Here is a 15,713-nt window from a genome sequence, read left to right on the forward strand (position 1 = left end):
ATCCTGGGCAGATTCAGAGCATGGCCGGTTCGGCGACGGCAGGTCGGAAGTCATTCTGGCTCGCGCGCATACAGGCCCGGACGAACATCGGCCAGCTGTGACAAGGCCGACATGCGCCTCCTTCACAGTGAAGGCCATCGTCATCTCTGTCCGGTTCAAAGTCTCGCAACCCGAACCTGCTCCGAAGATCGACGAGGGCCGCCCAGTGTCACCACCGGCCGCGCGGCTCCCGCCACGCCGGGGCGCTGCGCGCGGCCTTTTGCACCAGCGGCCGGGCCACGGCCAATTCCCGCCATTGTGACCAGATCACAGACAGCGCGTGGACCTTCATGCCAGATGTCGCGGCGGCTTCTCGGCGGGGTTGAAGGACGTGGCGATCCACCCCTTCGCCGCCGCCACTTCCGACCCGGCACTCGCCGCCGCAGGGCTGGCCGCGGGCACCTTGCCCCCGGCCGCGCCTCACGGGCATGACGACGAGCACGCGGCTTGCGCGTTCCTGATCCGGTCGACCGGGGGCGATGCCAAATCTGCGTGCCCTGCAACATTGAAAGTGACAAACACCCATGCCACAGACCAGGGACCAGAAGTTCTGGAACAGGATCGCCAGGCGTTATGCAGCGCGGCCGATCAAGGATGTCGCTGCCTTCGACGCGATGGTGGCCGATGCCGCCTCGCGCCTGCGCGCCAGCGACCGTGTGCTGGAGATCGGTTGCGGCACCGGCGGAACTGCGATCCGCCTCGCCCCCGGGGTGGCCGCCTTCACCGCGACCGACTTTTCGGCCGAGATGGTCCGCATCGCAGCGGCCAAACCGGGACCGGCCAACCTGCGGTTCGTCGTGACGGACGCCGAACATGCGTTCGATGGCGGCCCGTTCGACGCCGTCTGCGCCTTCAACGTGCTGCACCTGGTGGGCGATCTGCCCGGCACGCTGGCCCTCATCCACGCCCATCTGCAGCCCGGCGGGCTGCTGATCAGCAAGACCTGGTGTTTTGCCGACATGGGGCTGAAGCTGCGCCTTCTGTTTCGCGTGCTGCACGCCTTCGGCCTGTTCCCGGCCGCCGCGGCGCTGAGCGTGGCACAACTCACGCAGGCTTTCCACGACGCGGGCTTCGACATCGTCGACCAGCGCACCTTCGGCGCCCATCGCCAGAACCCCTACTTCGTCGCGCGCAGGCCGACGTATGGCCCGCGGATGCAGGCCGAAGCGGCGCCCTGAGTGCCAGACGCTCGGCACCGGAAACCCGCCCCCTGTCGGCGCCCGAAACTGGCGCCGACCAATCTCGATGCACTTTTCACTGGCAGGGCTTGGCCGGCGGCCACGCCCGGACCCTCGACAAGACGCAACCTGGTCAGACCGGACACTGGAACGGCGCCAACCTCGCGCGCGTTCGGCACACCTACGCTATGGGCGGCAAGCAGCCGTTCAGCGGGTGTCCCCGCCCCGCGCCTCGCTCGCGGAACGGCCATTCGTCGGAGCGGATGGCACAGGCGTCTGACCTCCTCTGGTCAAAGGCGTGATGCGCTATCATGTCAGCGGGCGGAACGGCCATCTGAGGTTCTGGGATCACGTCATGAGAACGCTGCTCGTCGAAGATCATGCAGGCGGCTGCGCTGGTGTCCGACCCCGGCCAGATCTACATCGACCACCCCGGAGCCTATGCCTTTGCCCTGATCGAGGCGGACGGAGCGGTGATCGACGGCCGGAATCTGGGGCTTATCCCGCCGGACATGCTGCGCCCCGGCCCCTTTGCCACCGACTGGCTGGCCTGGCCGAATGGGGTGGGGCTTCTGCCGGTCGTGGCAACGCACAACGTCGCCGACAGCGCGCCGCCGGTCAGCGTGGTTCTCTTCATGGCCGCCGATCCGGCCGAACTGCTGGGCAAAGAGGTCTGGGACGAGTTCCGCGGGCATGTGTGGCTGCCGCTCTTGCCCATCGCGGCCCTGCTTATCGGCGGAACGCTGCTGACCCTGCGGCGTGCGTTGCGACCAGTGGCCAAGGCTGCCGCCTGGGCGCGGTCGATCGAGCCGGGCCGCGTGGTGCCGCCGCTGGATCAGACCGACGCGCCGGCCGAGATCTTTGACATGACCGAGGCCGTGCGTCGCAGCATCGCGCGTCTGGACGCGGAACTGAGCGCCGAACAGCGCCGCGCGGCCGAGGCGGCCCATGCCCTGCGCACGCCGGTCGCGGTGCTTGTCGCGCGCCTGGACGAATTGCCCGCCGGCCCGGCCTTCGACCTCGTCCGCAGGGACGTGCGGGCCCTTTCGCGGATGGTGACGCAATTCCTGTCCTCGGCCGGTGCCGACAGGCTCGAGATCACCGACGACCAGCGCGCCGATCTGAATGCCGTGGCGCGCCGTGTCGTGACCGAGCTTGTGCCCTATGCGGATGCAAACGGGGCCGAGATCGACCTGTTTCCGGCCGAAGGACCGCTGCTCGTGCGCGGGTCTGGCAGCGCCATCGGGTTGGCGCTCACCAATCTGATCGAGAACGCGATCATCCATGCGCCCGGCCGCATCGAGGTAAGGGTCGGCCCGGGGCCCGACATTGCGGTGCGCGACCATGGCCCGGGCCTGCCGGACGGGGCGGGTGATCTGTTCGAACCCTTCCGCCGCGGCAAGGGCGCAGCCCGGGGTGGGGCAGGGCCTGGCCTTGCCATTGTCGCGCGCATCCAGCGGGCCCATGGCGGCACGGTCACGGCTGGTCCGGCACCCGGTCAGGGCGCGATCTTTCAGCTAGGCTTTCCGGCGGCCTGACGCGGCAACCTCGTCAGACTGCGGTCAGACGAGTCGGGCATCAGTCTGGTCATGGCCGGAGAGGTGATTCCTTCCGGTCAGGCAACGATGACCAGAGGAGGCAACAGTCAGATGGAAATCTATGGCACGCCCGGAAACGACATGCTGACCGGCAACGACGCCCGCAACGATATCGAGGGTCGGGCAGGCAACGATACCCTGCTGGGAATGGGCGGCAACGATGATCTGTATGGCGGTGACGGAAACGACATCCTCGACGGCGGCGCGGGGGACGACGAGCTGAACGGCGGGGCTGGGGCCGACGTGTTCCGCTATGGTGCCGGTCAGGATCGGATCGAGGGTCTGCGGGCAGAGGACCGGATCGAAATGGACCCCGCGCTCGGGATCACGAGCTTCTCGGCGCTTATGGCGCTGGCGCGGCCCGCCGAGCGTGGCGACAGCACGCTGTTCGATTTTGGCGGCGGCAACATGCTTCTGCTCGAGGATGTCCGGATGGGCCAGCTGAGCGCCGCCCAGTTCGGCTTCGCCGCGGCCCCGCCCGTTCCCCCTCCACCCGCACCGGGCGGTGCGACCCGGGGCGATGACGTGCTGACCGGTAACGGCGGCATCGACCGGATCGCCGGTCTGGGGGGCAACGATCTGATCCGCGGTCTGGGCGGGAACGACGATCTTTATGGAGGTGTCGGCAACGATACGCTGTTCGGCGGCGCCGGGAATGACGATCTCGAGGGCGGCGACGGCGATGACCGTTTGAGCGGCGACGGCGGGAGCGATGATCTCTACGGTGGCGAAGGCAACGACCGGCTTCTGGATGGTGCCGGGCGTGACGATCTTTACGGCGGGGCCGGCAACGACACGCTGGACGGGGGCGCCGGCAACGACACGCTGACGGGCGGGGCCGGGGCCGATCTGTTCATCTTCACGGCCGGTCGTGACGAAATCGAGGATTTCCGCGCTGAGGACACCATCCAGATCGCAGCCTCGCTGGGTGTGATGTGCGCGGCGATGTTGCGGCGGCCAAGGCGCTGCTGGGGGAGGCCGGCGTCGCGATGCCGGTCGCGGTGTCGATCACGGTCACCAATTCGCCGATCTTCGTGCGGATCGCAGAAATCCTTCAGGCGCAGGTCGCGGAAGCAGGCTTCGAGGTGACCATCAACCAGATCGACGCGACCAGCCTGATCACCGTGCTGCGCGGGCGGGAGTTCGACCTGTGCATGTCGCCCTGGTCGGGACGGTCCGACCCGGACGGCAACATGTTCAACTACTTCACGCAGGACGGGCCGAACAACTTTGCCGGCTGGCAAAGCGCCGAGGCCGACCAGATGCTGAACGAGGCGCGTGCGTCCGGCGATCCAGCCACCCGGGCGGAGCTTTACGGCAAAATCCAGCGCCTGATCGTCGACGAGGCGCCGATGCTGTTCCTGGCCCATCCGGCAACCCTGCAAGCCTCGACCGCAAACCTCGACTGGGTCCAGTATCCTGACGGGGCGCTGCGCCTGCAATTCGCCAGCTTCACCTGACCGCAGCACCGGGGGCGGCGCACGGCATCGCCCCCGGCCTTTCGCACCCGCAGGAGGCATCATGGAGATCAACCGGCCCGAGGTTCAGGCGGAAGTGCTGGCCGTGTTCGAACGCTACGAAGCGGCCCTTCAGGCCTGCGACATTCCGGTGATGGATGAGCTGTTCTGGAACCACGCCTGCACGACCCGCTACGGCGTCGGAGAGAACCTGCGCGGCTGGCAGGCGATTTCCGACTTTCGCCGCAGCGGCCGGCTTGGCCCGTTCCGACGCAGGCTCCTGAACGTGATCATCACCACTTACGGCGACGATTTCGCCACGGCCAATGCCGAATACCAGCGCGACGGCGAGGACCGTCCCGGCCGCGAGACCAAGACCCTGTTGCGCACGCCGGACGGCTGGCGGATCGTTTCCGCCCACGCGAGTCTTCTGGGCGTGACCGTCTGACGTGAACCGCCCCGGCGAACCGGCAGCTGCCTGGCCAGGCAGGCACTCAGGCGAAGCGCGAAACCCCGGAGCAGGTTCGGCCGATCCGCCTTGAACAGGCGTTGCAGCCTTCGGTGCCGCGCCGAACAAGGTCTGCCGCCCGGTGCCGGGAAAAGCGCCACCCTCACGGCGGATCGGGCGCCTTCGCAACGCTCGTGAATGAAGAAAAAACGAAGTCGTGATTGCATCCACGGGCGGTGGACAATCCCGGCAAGAACTTCGCGTTGACTTGCGGGGCCAAAGGGCGGACGGCTCGCGCGGAGCGACCAGCGGGCCCGCCGCGTCTGCGGGGTTGCTCTGTCAGTTCTTCACGCAACATGAAGAAATCCGGCACATCAGACGTTCGTACCAAACGAGCGCGCCGCTTTCAGGGCAAGGGTGACATGACCGAAGATCCGCCTCCCGCCGCCTTGCGCCCCGTGCGGCGTCGTGCCCGACAGGTTCTGAAAGCTGCCCTGGCTCTGACCTTGGTCGCGGCGCTTGTCTGCGGGGGCACCCTGGCGTGGCTGGTCTATGCCGTGCCGCTTGATCTTGCCACCGATCGAACCGAAGCCGCACCGGCGGTCATCGTCGAAGCCGCCGACGGCACCCTGATCGGGCTGCGCGGCGAGTTGAGGGGCACCCCGGCGGGCAGGGCGGACCTTCCCGATCACCTTGTCAAGGCCATCGTGGCCATCGAGGACCGGCGCTTCTTCGATCATGGGGGCATCGACCTTCGCGGGGTGGCGCGCGCGGCCTGGCGGAATGTCCGCGCCAATGGCGTGGTCGAGGGCGGCAGCACGATCACCCAGCAACTTGCCAAGATCGAGTTTCTGACCAGTGAACGCACGATGAAGCGCAAGGCGGATGAGGCGCTGATCGCGCTGCGGCTGGAAGCGCGGCTGTCCAAGGACGAGATCCTGACGCGCTATCTGAACACCGTGTATTTCGGCGGCGGCGCTGTCGGCATCGGGGCGGCGGCGCTCGCCTATTTCGACAAATCGGTCAGCGATCTGACCCTTGCCGAGTCCGCCATGCTGGCCGGCATCATCCGCGCGCCGTCAAAGGCCAATGCGCTGCACAACCTGGAAGACGCGCAGACACGCGCCAGTGTGGTGCTGGGTGCCATGGTCGATTCCGGCGTGCTGACGGAAGCCGAGGCATTGGCCGCGCGAACTTCGCCCGCGACGCCCAACACCAATGCTCCCCGCCGGGACGGCGGAAGCTGGTTTTCCGACTGGATCCTGAGCGAGGCATCGGCGATGGTCGGGCCCGCTCTGGGGTCGGTCCGCGCCAAGACAACGCTCCGCCCGGAATCGCAGGCTTCGGCAGAACGCGTGATTGCCGAGAAGCTGGCCGACACGACGGACGGCAGCCCGATAGAGGTGGCGCTGGTTGCGATGACACTGGACGGTGCGGTGGTGGCGATGGTCGGCGGCCGGGACTATGCGACCAGCCAGTACAACCGGGCGGTTCAGGCGCGGCGCCAGCCCGGATCGACGTTCAAACTGTTCGTCTATCTGGCAGCACTCCGAAACGGCTGGACGCTCGACAGTGTTCTGCTCGACACCCCGATCGAGATCGGCGACTGGCGGCCCGAAAACTACGGTGGGGCCTACGCCGGCCGGGTGCGGATGGATCAGGCGTTTGCGCGGTCGCTCAACGCGGCGACCGTGCGTCTGGCGCAGGACGTTGGCATCGACGACATCATCACGGCAGCACGTGACCTTGGCATCGATGCCGAACTGGAGCGCAATCTCAGCCTGTCGCTTGGCACATCCGGCGTCGGTCTGCTGGACCTCACCGGTGCGTTCGCCTCGGTCGCTGCGGGCCGGATGCCGATTCAGCCCTGGGCAATCTCCAGCCTTGCACCGACGACGGGCAAGGGCGGGCTGCTTGCCGCGCTTCCGCATCAGGCCACGCAGCCTCTCGATCATCATGCAGACCTTGTCAGGCTGCTTGAGGGCGTCGTGCGCAAGGGCACCGGGCGCAAGGCCGCACTTGATGGCTTTGCCGCGGGCAAGACGGGCACCAGCCAGGGCCACCGAGATGCATGGTTTGTCGGTTTTTCGGATCAGCTTGTGGTCGGGGTCTGGGTGGGCAACGACGACGACACGCCCATGCCCGGCGTGACGGGGGGTGACCTTCCGGCGCGGATCTGGCAGGCCTTCATGGCAGAGGAAACCGGACTCGCCCCTCTCGACATCGGGGCGACCAGTCTGCAGGACGCGGTCGCAGCCCCGCCTCTGGTGATCAACCGCGCTCCACTGCGTATCGACCGCGCAAACCCTGGTGCCGGCAAGGGCCGGGGCAAGAAAGGCCGCGGATCCGGCAAGAAGGACAAGGGCAAGAAGCGCTAGGCGCCCCCGCCTGCACGGGGGGCGTTTCCTTTGTCCGAACCCCATGCCGAAACATCGCCCGCTGTCGTCGCAACGATGGCCCCACCCAGCGTATCGCCATGCCGCCCGGCGACATGTGTCCGCCCGTGGTCACAGGCACGGGCGCCGTTGGTCCTGCGCAGCCGCAGCGGGGGGGGGGAATCGGGGCCGGGTTTCAGCGCGGGTCTTCCGTGCCTACTCGCAAAGCCGGAATCCGTTGGTTCGCACCAGGATATCGAGGTGCAGATGATCATCGTGAAAGGCGTTCGACCCCGGCCCCAGCACCGTCGCGAAATCGAGACATGCCGAGGCGCGCACCGCAGCCTGAAAGGCTTCGGCCATGTCGCCCTGCGCGGCGCGGGGCTCGATCCTCAAGGGCGGACCCTGTTCGAACCGAAAGCCCATCACGTCGAAGGCGTTGCCGAAGGCGTGTTCCGACAGGTCTCCGTCGGCCTGATCGTTGCGCCGGCGGCAGTCGTAGCCGGTGCCGGTTTCGATCGCGACAAGCGCGCCGCGATCAGCCAGCCGGGCGGCGGCGGGCAGAACGAAGTCCTGCACCCAGGCCGCCATGGCCTGCGCCGTCGGACAGCGCACGACGGCTTCGGGGATCAGGGTGATACCCGGCGCGATGTCGCTGACCTTGACGGGTTGCAGGATGCCGCAGTCGGCATCGTCGTCCGGCACGACCGCCGCGACCTCCTGGAAGACGACTCCCAGATCGCGCAGCGCGGCAAGGCATGATGCCTGGCTTGCATCGTCAAGGCGCAGCACGTCCCGCCGTCCTGCCTCCCTGGCTTCGGTGGGCGGATCAGCCGTGCCGGTGCCATTGTCAGCGGCCTCCTCGGGGGATGCCTGCCGGGGGGCTTCAACGTCCGGCCCGGGTTCAGGTCTTGGTTTCGGCCGTTCGGATGCCAGCGGTGCCGCATCCTGTGCGGCCGCGGGCAGGGCGATGGCCATCGCCAGCGCCATCGCCGCAGCGCGGATCATTCCAGAAATTCCACCGTCACGCCCGGCTTCACCAGATGGGCCAGTTCTTCCACGTCCCAGTTGGTGAAGCGCACGCAGCCGCGGCTTACAGTCTGGAACAGGGCTGCCGGCGTATCGGTGCCGTGCAACCCGTAGGTCGGCCGGGACAGGTCGATCCATACCGATCCCACGGGGCCATTCGGCCCGGCGGGCAGGATCAGGGACTCCGTCACGCCATCCACGACGAAATTGGTTTCCGGCAGATAGCTGTAGGTCGGGTCCATCGCGATGGCGACCACTTCGACAAGGCCTTCGGGCGACGGTGTCTGTGTCGAACCGATCGCGACCGGATAATTGCTGACCATGCGCCCCTCCGCGTCGAACGCCACGGCGCGGCGTTGCGACTTGCGGATTTCGATCCGCGCCACCTCGGCCTCCATCCGGCCACCGGGGGCGGCAACCCAGATCGAGCCGCCCTCCTGGAATGTGGCATCCGGGTTCAGGGCCTTCAGAAAGTCCTCATCCATGTGAAAGCGTTCGGCCAGACGCTCGGTCACGCGCAGATAGCCGAGCTTTTCCAGTTTGGCCTTTTCGGCCACGTGGTCGGGTATCGACTCGGTCAGGTCGGAGACATCTTCGGCGCTGACCGTATAGGGAGCGAGAATTGGCATCGCGTCGATGCCGATCAGCGCAGACCACACCTGAGCATCCAGAATGCCATCGACTGGCAGGCCATGACGCTCTTCAAATCCGCGCAGCGCGCTTTCGCTCATCTCGCCTTTGTAGCCGTCCAGAATTCCCGGAGAAATGCCCGCACGATCAAGCAGGACCTGCAGCTTTACCGTCAGCCCGGACTGCCCGTCCGGCAAGTCTGAACCATCGAAAGTCGCGCTTTCGATCTGATCGGGTGAAAGGGCAAATGCCGGGCTGCTTGCCAGAAGAAGAACGCAGGACAAGATGGAACGCATGAAGACCCTCAAGGTGTACTCCTACTGGCGCCTGGCAACCGACTGGTTCGCGAGGATCGACTGTTTCGTGGAAAACCGCACGTTCTGACCGTGACCTCGGATGTCCGGTGGTCCTGCGCGTGGCATCTGGATGCATGTGATCTTCGCAGGCGTCAAGCAGATGAAATCATTCGTTTGCGCCCCCGCCGGGGTCGGCCTCGTTTTCCAGGGGATTTCCGCGCCCTTCGGCCGTTGAACGGGCCGGGGGCACCCGGAAATCGTCCAGGACGATGCGGCCCGGCGAGGCTGGCCCGCGCCTGCCGCCGATGCCGCCGAACGGTCCGGCCACGCAATCGGCAGAATGTCTTGGCATTCCTGCCCGGAACTCGCTACCGGGCAACAAGGTTGTACTTCGGCAGTCCACCTGGGGCTGACGACAACAAGGACGAGCACATGGGACTTTTCAATTTCTGGAAGAAATCCGGCAAGACGATCTCCGACGACGAGGAACGCGCACCGACGGCGGTTGCACTCCAGAAGGAAGTGTCAGACCTGGGGCTTGATACCAAAGGCGCCGAGATCACCGTCGAAGGTGACAAGGTCACGATCTCCGGCGGCAGCATGAACGCGGAAGAACGCGAAAAGGTCATTCTGGCCGTGGGCAACGTGGTGGGCGTGGCCGAAGTCGAGGACGATCTGACGCAAGAGGCCATGTTCCACACGGTCGAGAAGGGCGACACCCTGTCAGGTATCGCCAAGAAGACACTGGGCAATGCAAACCGCTACGGCGAGATCTTCGAGGCCAACAAGCCGATGCTGAGCCACCCCGACAAGATCTACCCCGGGCAGGTGTTGCGCATCCCGGGCGGAAAGACGGCCTAGTGTCGCGCTGAACCGGACCGTTCTCGTGAGGGGGTGAGGCCGGTTTGCGGCCCCACCCTTTGCGATCGGCGAAGCGGGGCGGTGTCATCGACGGAAATCTGCGGGGTTTGTCAGAAACTTGGCCCCGGCGGTCGCTACGCCGGGCCCGGGCCGGAAATCGACCACGCCCGCCGCACGAGGCGGGCGGGGCGATCAGCCGCCGGTGCTGGTGCGGCCGGTGGCGGCGCCGCCGAAGCCGCCGCGCGAGGCGACGGTCGCCTTGGTCATCGGGGCCTTGCCGATCGTGGAGGGGGCCTTGGCGAAATGCGACGGGGCCAGCTTTCCCTGACCCGAGTTGGTCTGGTAGGTGCTGGAGCCGGTGGCATTGGTGAACTTGCCGTCCGGCGTCTTGTAAAGCGGCTGCACCGCCGCAGGGGCGGCTCCGCGCGCCAGCATGTTGCCGATCAGGTAGCCCGCCAGCAGCGGCATGAAGATGCTGCCCCCGCCCGATGCGCCGGTGACCTGCGCTTCGTCGCCGCATTCGCCAACCCCGTGCTGTTCTTCGCAGACCTCAAGGCTGTCGTAGCGCGGGGCACTTTCGGCCTGCAACTGCTGCGCGGCGGCAAAGGCCGTGTCGCAGTCCGACGACGAAAAGGCTCCGGTGGCATTGGCAGCGTTCTTGCAGCTTTGGGCATCGGGAAATGCCTGGGCGTCGATCTCCTCCTCGCGGCAGCCCGCGAGGGCGAAGGCGGCGGCCCCAAGGATGAACAGGGCAACGGTGCGGGAGCGTTTGGTCATGTTGCGGCCTTCCGGTCAGTCTCGGATGAAATGGGGTTTGAAGCGCGACAGGTCCTGCGTGATGCGCGAGCGGTCGTCGCGGATGCCGATGCCCGCGCAGGTCTGCCCGACGATCCAGGCGCCGATCACCGGGCGGAAACCGTCGAACACCGGCAGGGGGTGATAGGCCTGCACGATCTTCGGGTGGTCGGCATAGGCGTTGCTGGGCGAGGTTTCGGTGATGCGGCCGTTCTCGTGGATGGTGATCGAGGCCCCCTCGCGCGAGAACAGCGGCTTGACCACATGCCCCTGCCGCAGCAGCGGCGCCGCCCGGTCGAAGGCGGCTGCAACGCCCCCCGCCGCCGGGCCATGCCCCGCAAGGGCGTCGCGCACGTCGCTTTCAAAAAAGGCAGGCAGCAGGTTGGGGTGGCCTTCGAACATCTGCCACAGCACGGGCAGCAGCCCCTTGTTCGACAGCACCGCCTTCCAGGCCGGTTCAAGGAACAGGCAGCCCGCGGTTTTCAGGTGGCGCGCGAAATCGTCGCGCAGCAGGTCTTCCCACGGGTAAAGCTTGACGAGGATGCCGATCACCCGGTCTTCGGCGTCGGTGAACTGGCCGTCCTCGCTGATGCCGATCTTGTCCAGGTCGGTGTAATGCGCGCCAAGCCCGGCCGCGCGCGCGGCCCAGGCCATCGCCTCGACAGTGGCATAGTCTTCGGGGTTCCCGGCCACGGCGGCAAAATGCAGGTCGGTGTCGGGCGCGAACAGCGCGCGGAACCGTTCCACCAGGGCCTCGTGGATGCCATTGAACTGATCGTCATCGGGGGCCAGCGCGCCCAGACCGATCTGATCCTCCAGCCACTGCCACTGGAACGACGCGCTTTCGTAAAGCGAGGTCGGGGTGTCGGCGTTGTATTCCAGCAGCTTGGCCGGGCCGCCGCCGTCATAGGCCAGATCGAACCGCCCGTAGATCTCGGGGTCGCCGCGCTGCCAGCTTGCCGCGACCAGATCGTGATGCCCGGGCGGAATCGCAAGGCGGGTCATCAGGTCTTCGCTGGCGACGATGGTCGCCACCGCCTCGCGGCACATCGCGTGCAGCTCGGTCGCGGGGTCTTCGATGTCGTCCTCGATCTGGTGCAACGTGAACTGATAGGCCGAGGTTTCGTCCCAATAGGGCTCGCCGTGCATGTCCGCGAATGTGAAACCCACGTCTGCCGCCTGCTTGCGCCAGTCGGGGCGTTCGGGAAGGTGAACTTTCTGCATCTTCGTCCTGTCTGCCTGCCAATGTGGAGGTAATCCTTCGCACCGCATTCGGCCAGTGCTTTCATCGCGACGATCTCGTTATAAAAGCTGCCGTCCATGCCGAAACAGGGCAGCCAGTGCGGCGCCGGGGCATTGCCAAGGCCGGTCATGCCGCCGGTGAAGACACCCTTGCGGCGGGAAAGCTGGCAGGTGCCCATTGCGACCATATCCATCACGTAGCCAAGGGCGCAGCCGACCGGCGCCGAATGGGCGGCGAACCCGCTTCGGGGTCGTGGACATCAGCTCGCGCCAGTTGCCATGCCTCGCCTGCCACTGGCTGCGCCTTCGCCGACCTCGGCCCTGGCACTCTCGGCCGCCGACGTGGCGCTCATGTCGGGTCGGAGTATGCCCAGCCCCGTGCCCTGCAGGTCGGCCAGCAGGGCACAGCGTCCGCTTTGCGGGATGTCGGCAGGTGCTCGGTGCAGGCGGAACGCCACCGGCACGCCGCGCGGGTCACGCGGCCTTGGGGTCGAAGATCGGCTCGAACCCCGCCCACATCACCCGCTTTCCGTCGAACGGCATGGCCGACATGTCCATGTCGCCGAAGTCGGCCTGCATCGCCAGGGCGGCCGCGTCGCAGGTGGTCCGGTCCGGCCAGGCGATCCAGCTGAAAACCGGGGTTTCGCCGTCCAGCGCCCCGGTGGCGCGGTAGAAGTCGGTCTGCTTGCCCCGCGGCACGTCCACGCCCCAGCCCTCGATCATCCCGAGCGCGCCGCGCTTGTGGAACATCTGCCATCCCTCGGCGGCCATGGTGGCATAGGCACCCTTGTTTCCTTCGGGCACAGCCAGCGCGAACCCCTGAAAATACCCCGCGCCGTCGTCGGTGCCCTGCGCGAAGACCGGCGAGAACCCGCCATGGATCATCCGTGCCCCGTCGAAGGGCAGCGCCGGCGCCGCTTGCATCGCCGGGTCGCGCTGCAGCTTTTCCCAGGCGGCGTCGGCGGTCGCCTTGTCAGGCCAGGCGATCCACGAAAAGACGATGGTTTCCGCATCCTTCGCATCCACGGCGCGATAGAAATCGGTCACCTTGCCCCGCGGCACGTCCACGCCCGAGGTCTCGACCATGCGCGACGCACCGCAGGACCGCAACAGCGGCCAGACGGCCGACAGGTGGTCGATGTATTCCTGCCTGTTTGCGGTCGGAACCGCCGCGATCGAACCGGTGTAATAGGACATCTCGCATTTTCCTCCCCTGCGGGCCCCTGAGGAGCGAATCCCGCCCCCGGTCCGATCTTGCCGATTGCAGTAGCAAATTACAACTGATAGTAGGAAAACATGAAAGACAAAGGCAGATCCCCGCGCATTCGCTATGACGAAGGTTGCCTGGCGGCACATGCGCTGAACCTGATCGGTGACCGCTGGGCGCTGCTGGTGGTGCGCGAACTGATGTTCACACCAAAGCGGTTCCAGATGATCCGCGCCGGTCTGCCCGGCATCACGGCCAGCGTGCTGAACGGGCGGCTGACGCAGTTGCAGCTTGCGGCGGTCGTCGGGCATGACGAAAGGCTTGGCATCTATGCGCTGACCGATGCCGGGCGGGGGCTGCTGCCGGTGCTGGAATCCCTGTGCCGCTGGGCCTTGACGGTGCCGGGGCACGACCCCGTCCGGCACATCAGCCCTTCGGCGCTGATGATCTCGATGGGCGTGACCCTGGTGCGCGGCCGTGCCCTGGGGGGCGACCGGGTGGCAGGCTTCGATTTCGGCAGCGAGGCCTTCGAGATGCAGGTGCGGGGGCGGCGGGTGGAAACCGCGGCCGTCCTGCGCCCGCAGGCGCCCTTTGTCCTGTCGGGCAGCGGCAACGCGCTGGCGAGGGCGGTTTACGGCCCCGCGCCCCTGTCGTTTCTGGCCGCACAGGGGGTCGTCCGGGCCGAGGGCGACCTGGCCGCCGCGCAGGCGTTTCTCGACCTGTTCGCTCTGGCGGCGCAGCCGGACCCCTTGGCCTGACCCAGGGCGGGACGGTCACGGCGAACCGGGGCCGACGCCCGCAGTCGCGAACCTTCACGCTTGCGCCACCATTCGCGCGCGGCAAGCCTGGCAAGACCATTCCGCCGGTGGCACGATACCTTTTGGCCCGCGTTGGCCGCGTCACTGTTCGGGACCGGCGGATTCTGCTATGCCGACCGGGACGCGCGGCCGGGGCGCGGAAGCGGCGGCTGCCGACCTTGCACGGCATAGGGCTTGCCTGATCGGGGGATGAGACATGAGCCGCAGACCGACCATCATCGACGTGACGCGCAAGGCCGGGGTTTCGCTGACCGCCCTCGGCCTGCTGTCGCGGACCAGCCCGCCGGCCCGGATGGAAATCCGCCCGATCCCCCGACAGGCGAAGGCCGGTCGGGGCAAGGCCGGACACGCCGAAACGCTGCGGGCGCGCGAGACCGGGCCGGTGGGGGCGGGACTGGTTCGCCGCGCCGTGCCGCGGTTCACCGGTCCTGCGAAGGTGGGTCGCGTCTCCGGCCTCCGGGGCAGCCCATGCTGACACCCCGGACCCCCGCACCCTTCCTGCGCGCACTGTTCGACCGGGCAGTTGCGGTGGCCGACCCGATGCAGATGCTGGCGCAGCATCTGCCGCCCCGGCCCGACCGGCGGGTGGTGGTCGTGGGTGCCGGCAAGGCATCGGCCCGGATGGCCGAGGCGGTCGAGGCCGCCTGGGGCCCCTGCGAGGGGCTGGTGATCACCCGCTACGGCTACGGCCGCCCCTGCCGCGGGATCAGGATCGTCGAGGCGGCGCACCCGGTGCCCGATGCCGCGGGGCTCGCCGCCACGGCGCAGATGCTGGCGCTGCTGGCGGGGCTGGATCAGGATGATTTCGTGCTGGCGCTGATTTCGGGCGGGGCATCGGCGCTGCTGGTGGCACCGGCTCCGGGCGTCAGCCTGGCCGAAAAGCAGGCGCTGAATGCCGGGTTGCTGGCCTCTGGCGCGCCGATCGACAGGATGAACACGGTGCGCAAGCACCTGTCGCGCGTCAAGGGCGGCCAGCTTGCGGCGGCGGCCTGGCCCGCGCGGCTCGTGACGCTGCTGATTTCCGACGTGCCGGGCGACGACCCGGCCTTCATCGGCTCGGGCCCCACGGTGGGCGAAGGCTCGACCCCGGCCGAGGCTGCGGCGATCCTGGACCAGTGGCAGGTGCCGGTGCCCGATGCGGTGCGCGCCGCGCTGGCGGCGGGATCGTCGGTCATCCCGCCCGACGACCTGCGGCTGAGCCGGACGGAAAACCGCATCATCGCCGCCCCCGCGCAATCGCTGGCCGCCGCGGCGGACCTCGCGCGCGACGCGGGTTGCGAGGTCCGCCTGCTGGGCGACGCGCTGGAAGGCGAGGCGCGCGCGGTCGCCGCCCGTCACGGCGCGGAAGCCCTGCGCCTTCAGGCCGGAATGCGCCCCGGCGACGCCCCGCTGCTGCTGCTCTCGGGCGGCGAGCTGACCGTGACGCGGCGGGGCAGCGGCATCGGCGGGCCGAACGCCGAATACTGCCTGGCGCTGGCGCTGGCCTTGCAGGGCGCCCCCGGCATCCACGCGCTGGCCTGCGACACCGACGGCGTCGATGGTGCCGCCGAAGTTGCGGGCGCGTGCATCGGCCCGGAAACGCTGGCCGCCGCCCGTGCCGTTGGCCGCGACCCCGATGCGGCCCTGGCCGCGAATGACGCACACGGATTTTTCGCCGCCATCGGCGGACAGGTGATCACCGGGCCGACGCTGACCAACGTCAACGATTTCCGCGCCATCCTGATCCTGCCCGCCTGACCG

Annotated in this window: 15 protein-coding genes; 10 read left to right on the forward strand and 5 right to left on the reverse strand. The window is 67.8% G+C overall.

Going from position 1 to position 15,713, the window contains the following annotated elements; genetic code table 11:
* Positions 1-563 precede the first annotated feature (563 nt).
* The 6 genes from RNZ50_25745 (at position 564) to RNZ50_25770 (ending at position 7,098) form a co-directional block, all read left to right on the forward strand.
* A complete protein-coding gene (locus RNZ50_25745; GenBank protein MDT8858366.1) occupies positions 564-1,217 on the forward strand; it encodes a class I SAM-dependent methyltransferase in 654 nt (217 codons plus the stop codon).
* A 380-nt stretch (positions 1,218-1,597) separates the two neighbouring features.
* Complete coding sequence (locus RNZ50_25750; protein ID MDT8858367.1) at positions 1,598-2,755, forward strand: HAMP domain-containing sensor histidine kinase; 1,158 nt, start codon at positions 1,598-1,600, stop codon at positions 2,753-2,755.
* An 87-nt stretch (positions 2,756-2,842) separates the two neighbouring features.
* Positions 2,843-3,904 carry a calcium-binding protein gene (locus RNZ50_25755; GenBank protein ID MDT8858368.1) on the forward strand — a complete coding sequence of 354 codons (1,062 nt, stop codon included), beginning with the start codon at positions 2,843-2,845 and terminating at the stop codon, positions 3,902-3,904.
* On the forward strand, positions 3,805-4,275 hold the full coding sequence (locus RNZ50_25760; GenBank protein ID MDT8858369.1) for an ABC transporter substrate-binding protein: 471 nt from the start codon (positions 3,805-3,807) through the stop codon (positions 4,273-4,275). Before RNZ50_25755 ends, RNZ50_25760 begins: the two co-directional genes overlap by 100 nt.
* A gap of 61 nt (positions 4,276-4,336) precedes the next feature.
* Positions 4,337-4,720: an oxalurate catabolism protein HpxZ gene (gene hpxZ / locus RNZ50_25765; GenBank protein MDT8858370.1), complete on the forward strand. Its 384-nt coding sequence runs from the start codon at positions 4,337-4,339 to the stop codon at positions 4,718-4,720.
* Positions 4,721-5,142: 422 nt separating this feature from the next.
* The gene (locus tag RNZ50_25770; GenBank protein MDT8858371.1) at positions 5,143-7,098 is read left to right on the forward strand and encodes a PBP1A family penicillin-binding protein; all 1,956 of its coding nucleotides are present in this window, start codon (positions 5,143-5,145) and stop codon (positions 7,096-7,098) included.
* Between the two features lie 213 nt (positions 7,099-7,311).
* Here the strand turns inward: RNZ50_25770 and RNZ50_25775 are convergent, their stop codons facing one another.
* Positions 7,312-8,103 (reverse strand): extensin family protein, encoded by a 792-nt coding sequence (locus tag RNZ50_25775; GenBank protein MDT8858372.1) that lies wholly within the window; start codon positions 8,101-8,103, stop codon positions 7,312-7,314.
* Complete coding sequence (locus RNZ50_25780) at positions 8,100-8,951, reverse strand: L,D-transpeptidase (protein MDT8858373.1); 852 nt, start codon at positions 8,949-8,951, stop codon at positions 8,100-8,102. Before RNZ50_25780 ends, RNZ50_25775 begins: the two co-directional genes overlap by 4 nt.
* A gap of 531 nt (positions 8,952-9,482) precedes the next feature.
* Here RNZ50_25780 and lysM point away from each other — a divergent pair.
* On the forward strand, positions 9,483-9,911 hold the full coding sequence (lysM, locus tag RNZ50_25785) for a peptidoglycan-binding protein LysM (protein MDT8858374.1): 429 nt from the start codon (positions 9,483-9,485) through the stop codon (positions 9,909-9,911).
* Positions 9,912-10,103: 192 nt separating this feature from the next.
* Here lysM and RNZ50_25790 read toward each other — a convergent pair whose 3' ends face one another.
* The 3 genes from RNZ50_25790 to RNZ50_25800 all read right to left on the reverse strand — a co-directional run bounded on the left by RNZ50_25790 (position 10,104) and on the right by RNZ50_25800 (position 13,145).
* A complete protein-coding gene (locus tag RNZ50_25790; GenBank protein ID MDT8858375.1) occupies positions 10,104-10,688 on the reverse strand; it encodes a DUF1190 domain-containing protein in 585 nt (194 codons plus the stop codon).
* A 15-nt stretch (positions 10,689-10,703) separates the two neighbouring features.
* Positions 10,704-11,930: a glutathionylspermidine synthase family protein gene (locus tag RNZ50_25795; protein MDT8858376.1), complete on the reverse strand. Its 1,227-nt coding sequence runs from the start codon at positions 11,928-11,930 to the stop codon at positions 10,704-10,706.
* Positions 11,931-12,422: 492 nt separating this feature from the next.
* Positions 12,423-13,145 carry a DUF1428 domain-containing protein gene (locus RNZ50_25800; GenBank protein MDT8858377.1) on the reverse strand — a complete coding sequence of 241 codons (723 nt, stop codon included), beginning with the start codon at positions 13,143-13,145 and terminating at the stop codon, positions 12,423-12,425.
* A 99-nt stretch (positions 13,146-13,244) separates the two neighbouring features.
* Here RNZ50_25800 and RNZ50_25805 point away from each other — a divergent pair, with 99 nt between their 5' ends.
* From RNZ50_25805 to RNZ50_25815, 3 genes are all read left to right on the forward strand, one after another.
* Positions 13,245-13,913, forward strand: a complete 669-nt coding sequence (locus RNZ50_25805; GenBank protein ID MDT8858378.1) for a helix-turn-helix domain-containing protein — start codon at positions 13,245-13,247, stop codon at positions 13,911-13,913.
* Positions 13,914-14,169: 256 nt separating this feature from the next.
* Positions 14,170-14,448, forward strand: a complete 279-nt coding sequence (locus RNZ50_25810; protein ID MDT8858379.1) for a hypothetical protein — start codon at positions 14,170-14,172, stop codon at positions 14,446-14,448.
* Positions 14,442-15,710 (forward strand): glycerate kinase, encoded by a 1,269-nt coding sequence (locus RNZ50_25815; protein MDT8858380.1) that lies wholly within the window; start codon positions 14,442-14,444, stop codon positions 15,708-15,710. The genes RNZ50_25810 and RNZ50_25815 overlap by 7 nt, the downstream gene beginning before the upstream one ends.
* Positions 15,711-15,713 lie beyond the last annotated feature (3 nt).

It is taken from the genome of Paracoccaceae bacterium Fryx2, assembly GCA_032334235.1.
Taxonomy (GTDB): Bacteria; Pseudomonadota; Alphaproteobacteria; order Rhodobacterales; family Rhodobacteraceae; genus JAVSGI01.

Coding starts and splice junctions, on each gene's coding strand:
- RNZ50_25745 (MDT8858366.1), top strand. CDS start 564: ATGCCACAGACCAGGGACCAGAAGTTCTGGAACAGGATCGCCAGGCGT.
- RNZ50_25750 (MDT8858367.1), top strand. CDS start 1,598: ATGCAGGCGGCTGCGCTGGTGTCCGACCCCGGCCAGATCTACATCGAC.
- RNZ50_25755 (MDT8858368.1), top strand. CDS start 2,843: ATGACCAGAGGAGGCAACAGTCAGATGGAAATCTATGGCACGCCCGGA.
- RNZ50_25760 (MDT8858369.1), top strand. CDS start 3,805: ATGCCGGTCGCGGTGTCGATCACGGTCACCAATTCGCCGATCTTCGTG.
- hpxZ (MDT8858370.1), top strand. CDS start 4,337: ATGGAGATCAACCGGCCCGAGGTTCAGGCGGAAGTGCTGGCCGTGTTC.
- RNZ50_25770 (MDT8858371.1), top strand. CDS start 5,143: ATGACCGAAGATCCGCCTCCCGCCGCCTTGCGCCCCGTGCGGCGTCGT.
- RNZ50_25775 (MDT8858372.1), bottom strand. CDS start 8,103: ATGATCCGCGCTGCGGCGATGGCGCTGGCGATGGCCATCGCCCTGCCC.
- lysM (MDT8858374.1), top strand. CDS start 9,483: ATGGGACTTTTCAATTTCTGGAAGAAATCCGGCAAGACGATCTCCGAC.
- RNZ50_25790 (MDT8858375.1), bottom strand. CDS start 10,688: ATGACCAAACGCTCCCGCACCGTTGCCCTGTTCATCCTTGGGGCCGCC.
- RNZ50_25795 (MDT8858376.1), bottom strand. CDS start 11,930: ATGCAGAAAGTTCACCTTCCCGAACGCCCCGACTGGCGCAAGCAGGCG.
- RNZ50_25800 (MDT8858377.1), bottom strand. CDS start 13,145: ATGTCCTATTACACCGGTTCGATCGCGGCGGTTCCGACCGCAAACAGG.
- RNZ50_25805 (MDT8858378.1), top strand. CDS start 13,245: ATGAAAGACAAAGGCAGATCCCCGCGCATTCGCTATGACGAAGGTTGC.
- RNZ50_25810 (MDT8858379.1), top strand. CDS start 14,170: ATGAGCCGCAGACCGACCATCATCGACGTGACGCGCAAGGCCGGGGTT.
- RNZ50_25815 (MDT8858380.1), top strand. CDS start 14,442: ATGCTGACACCCCGGACCCCCGCACCCTTCCTGCGCGCACTGTTCGAC.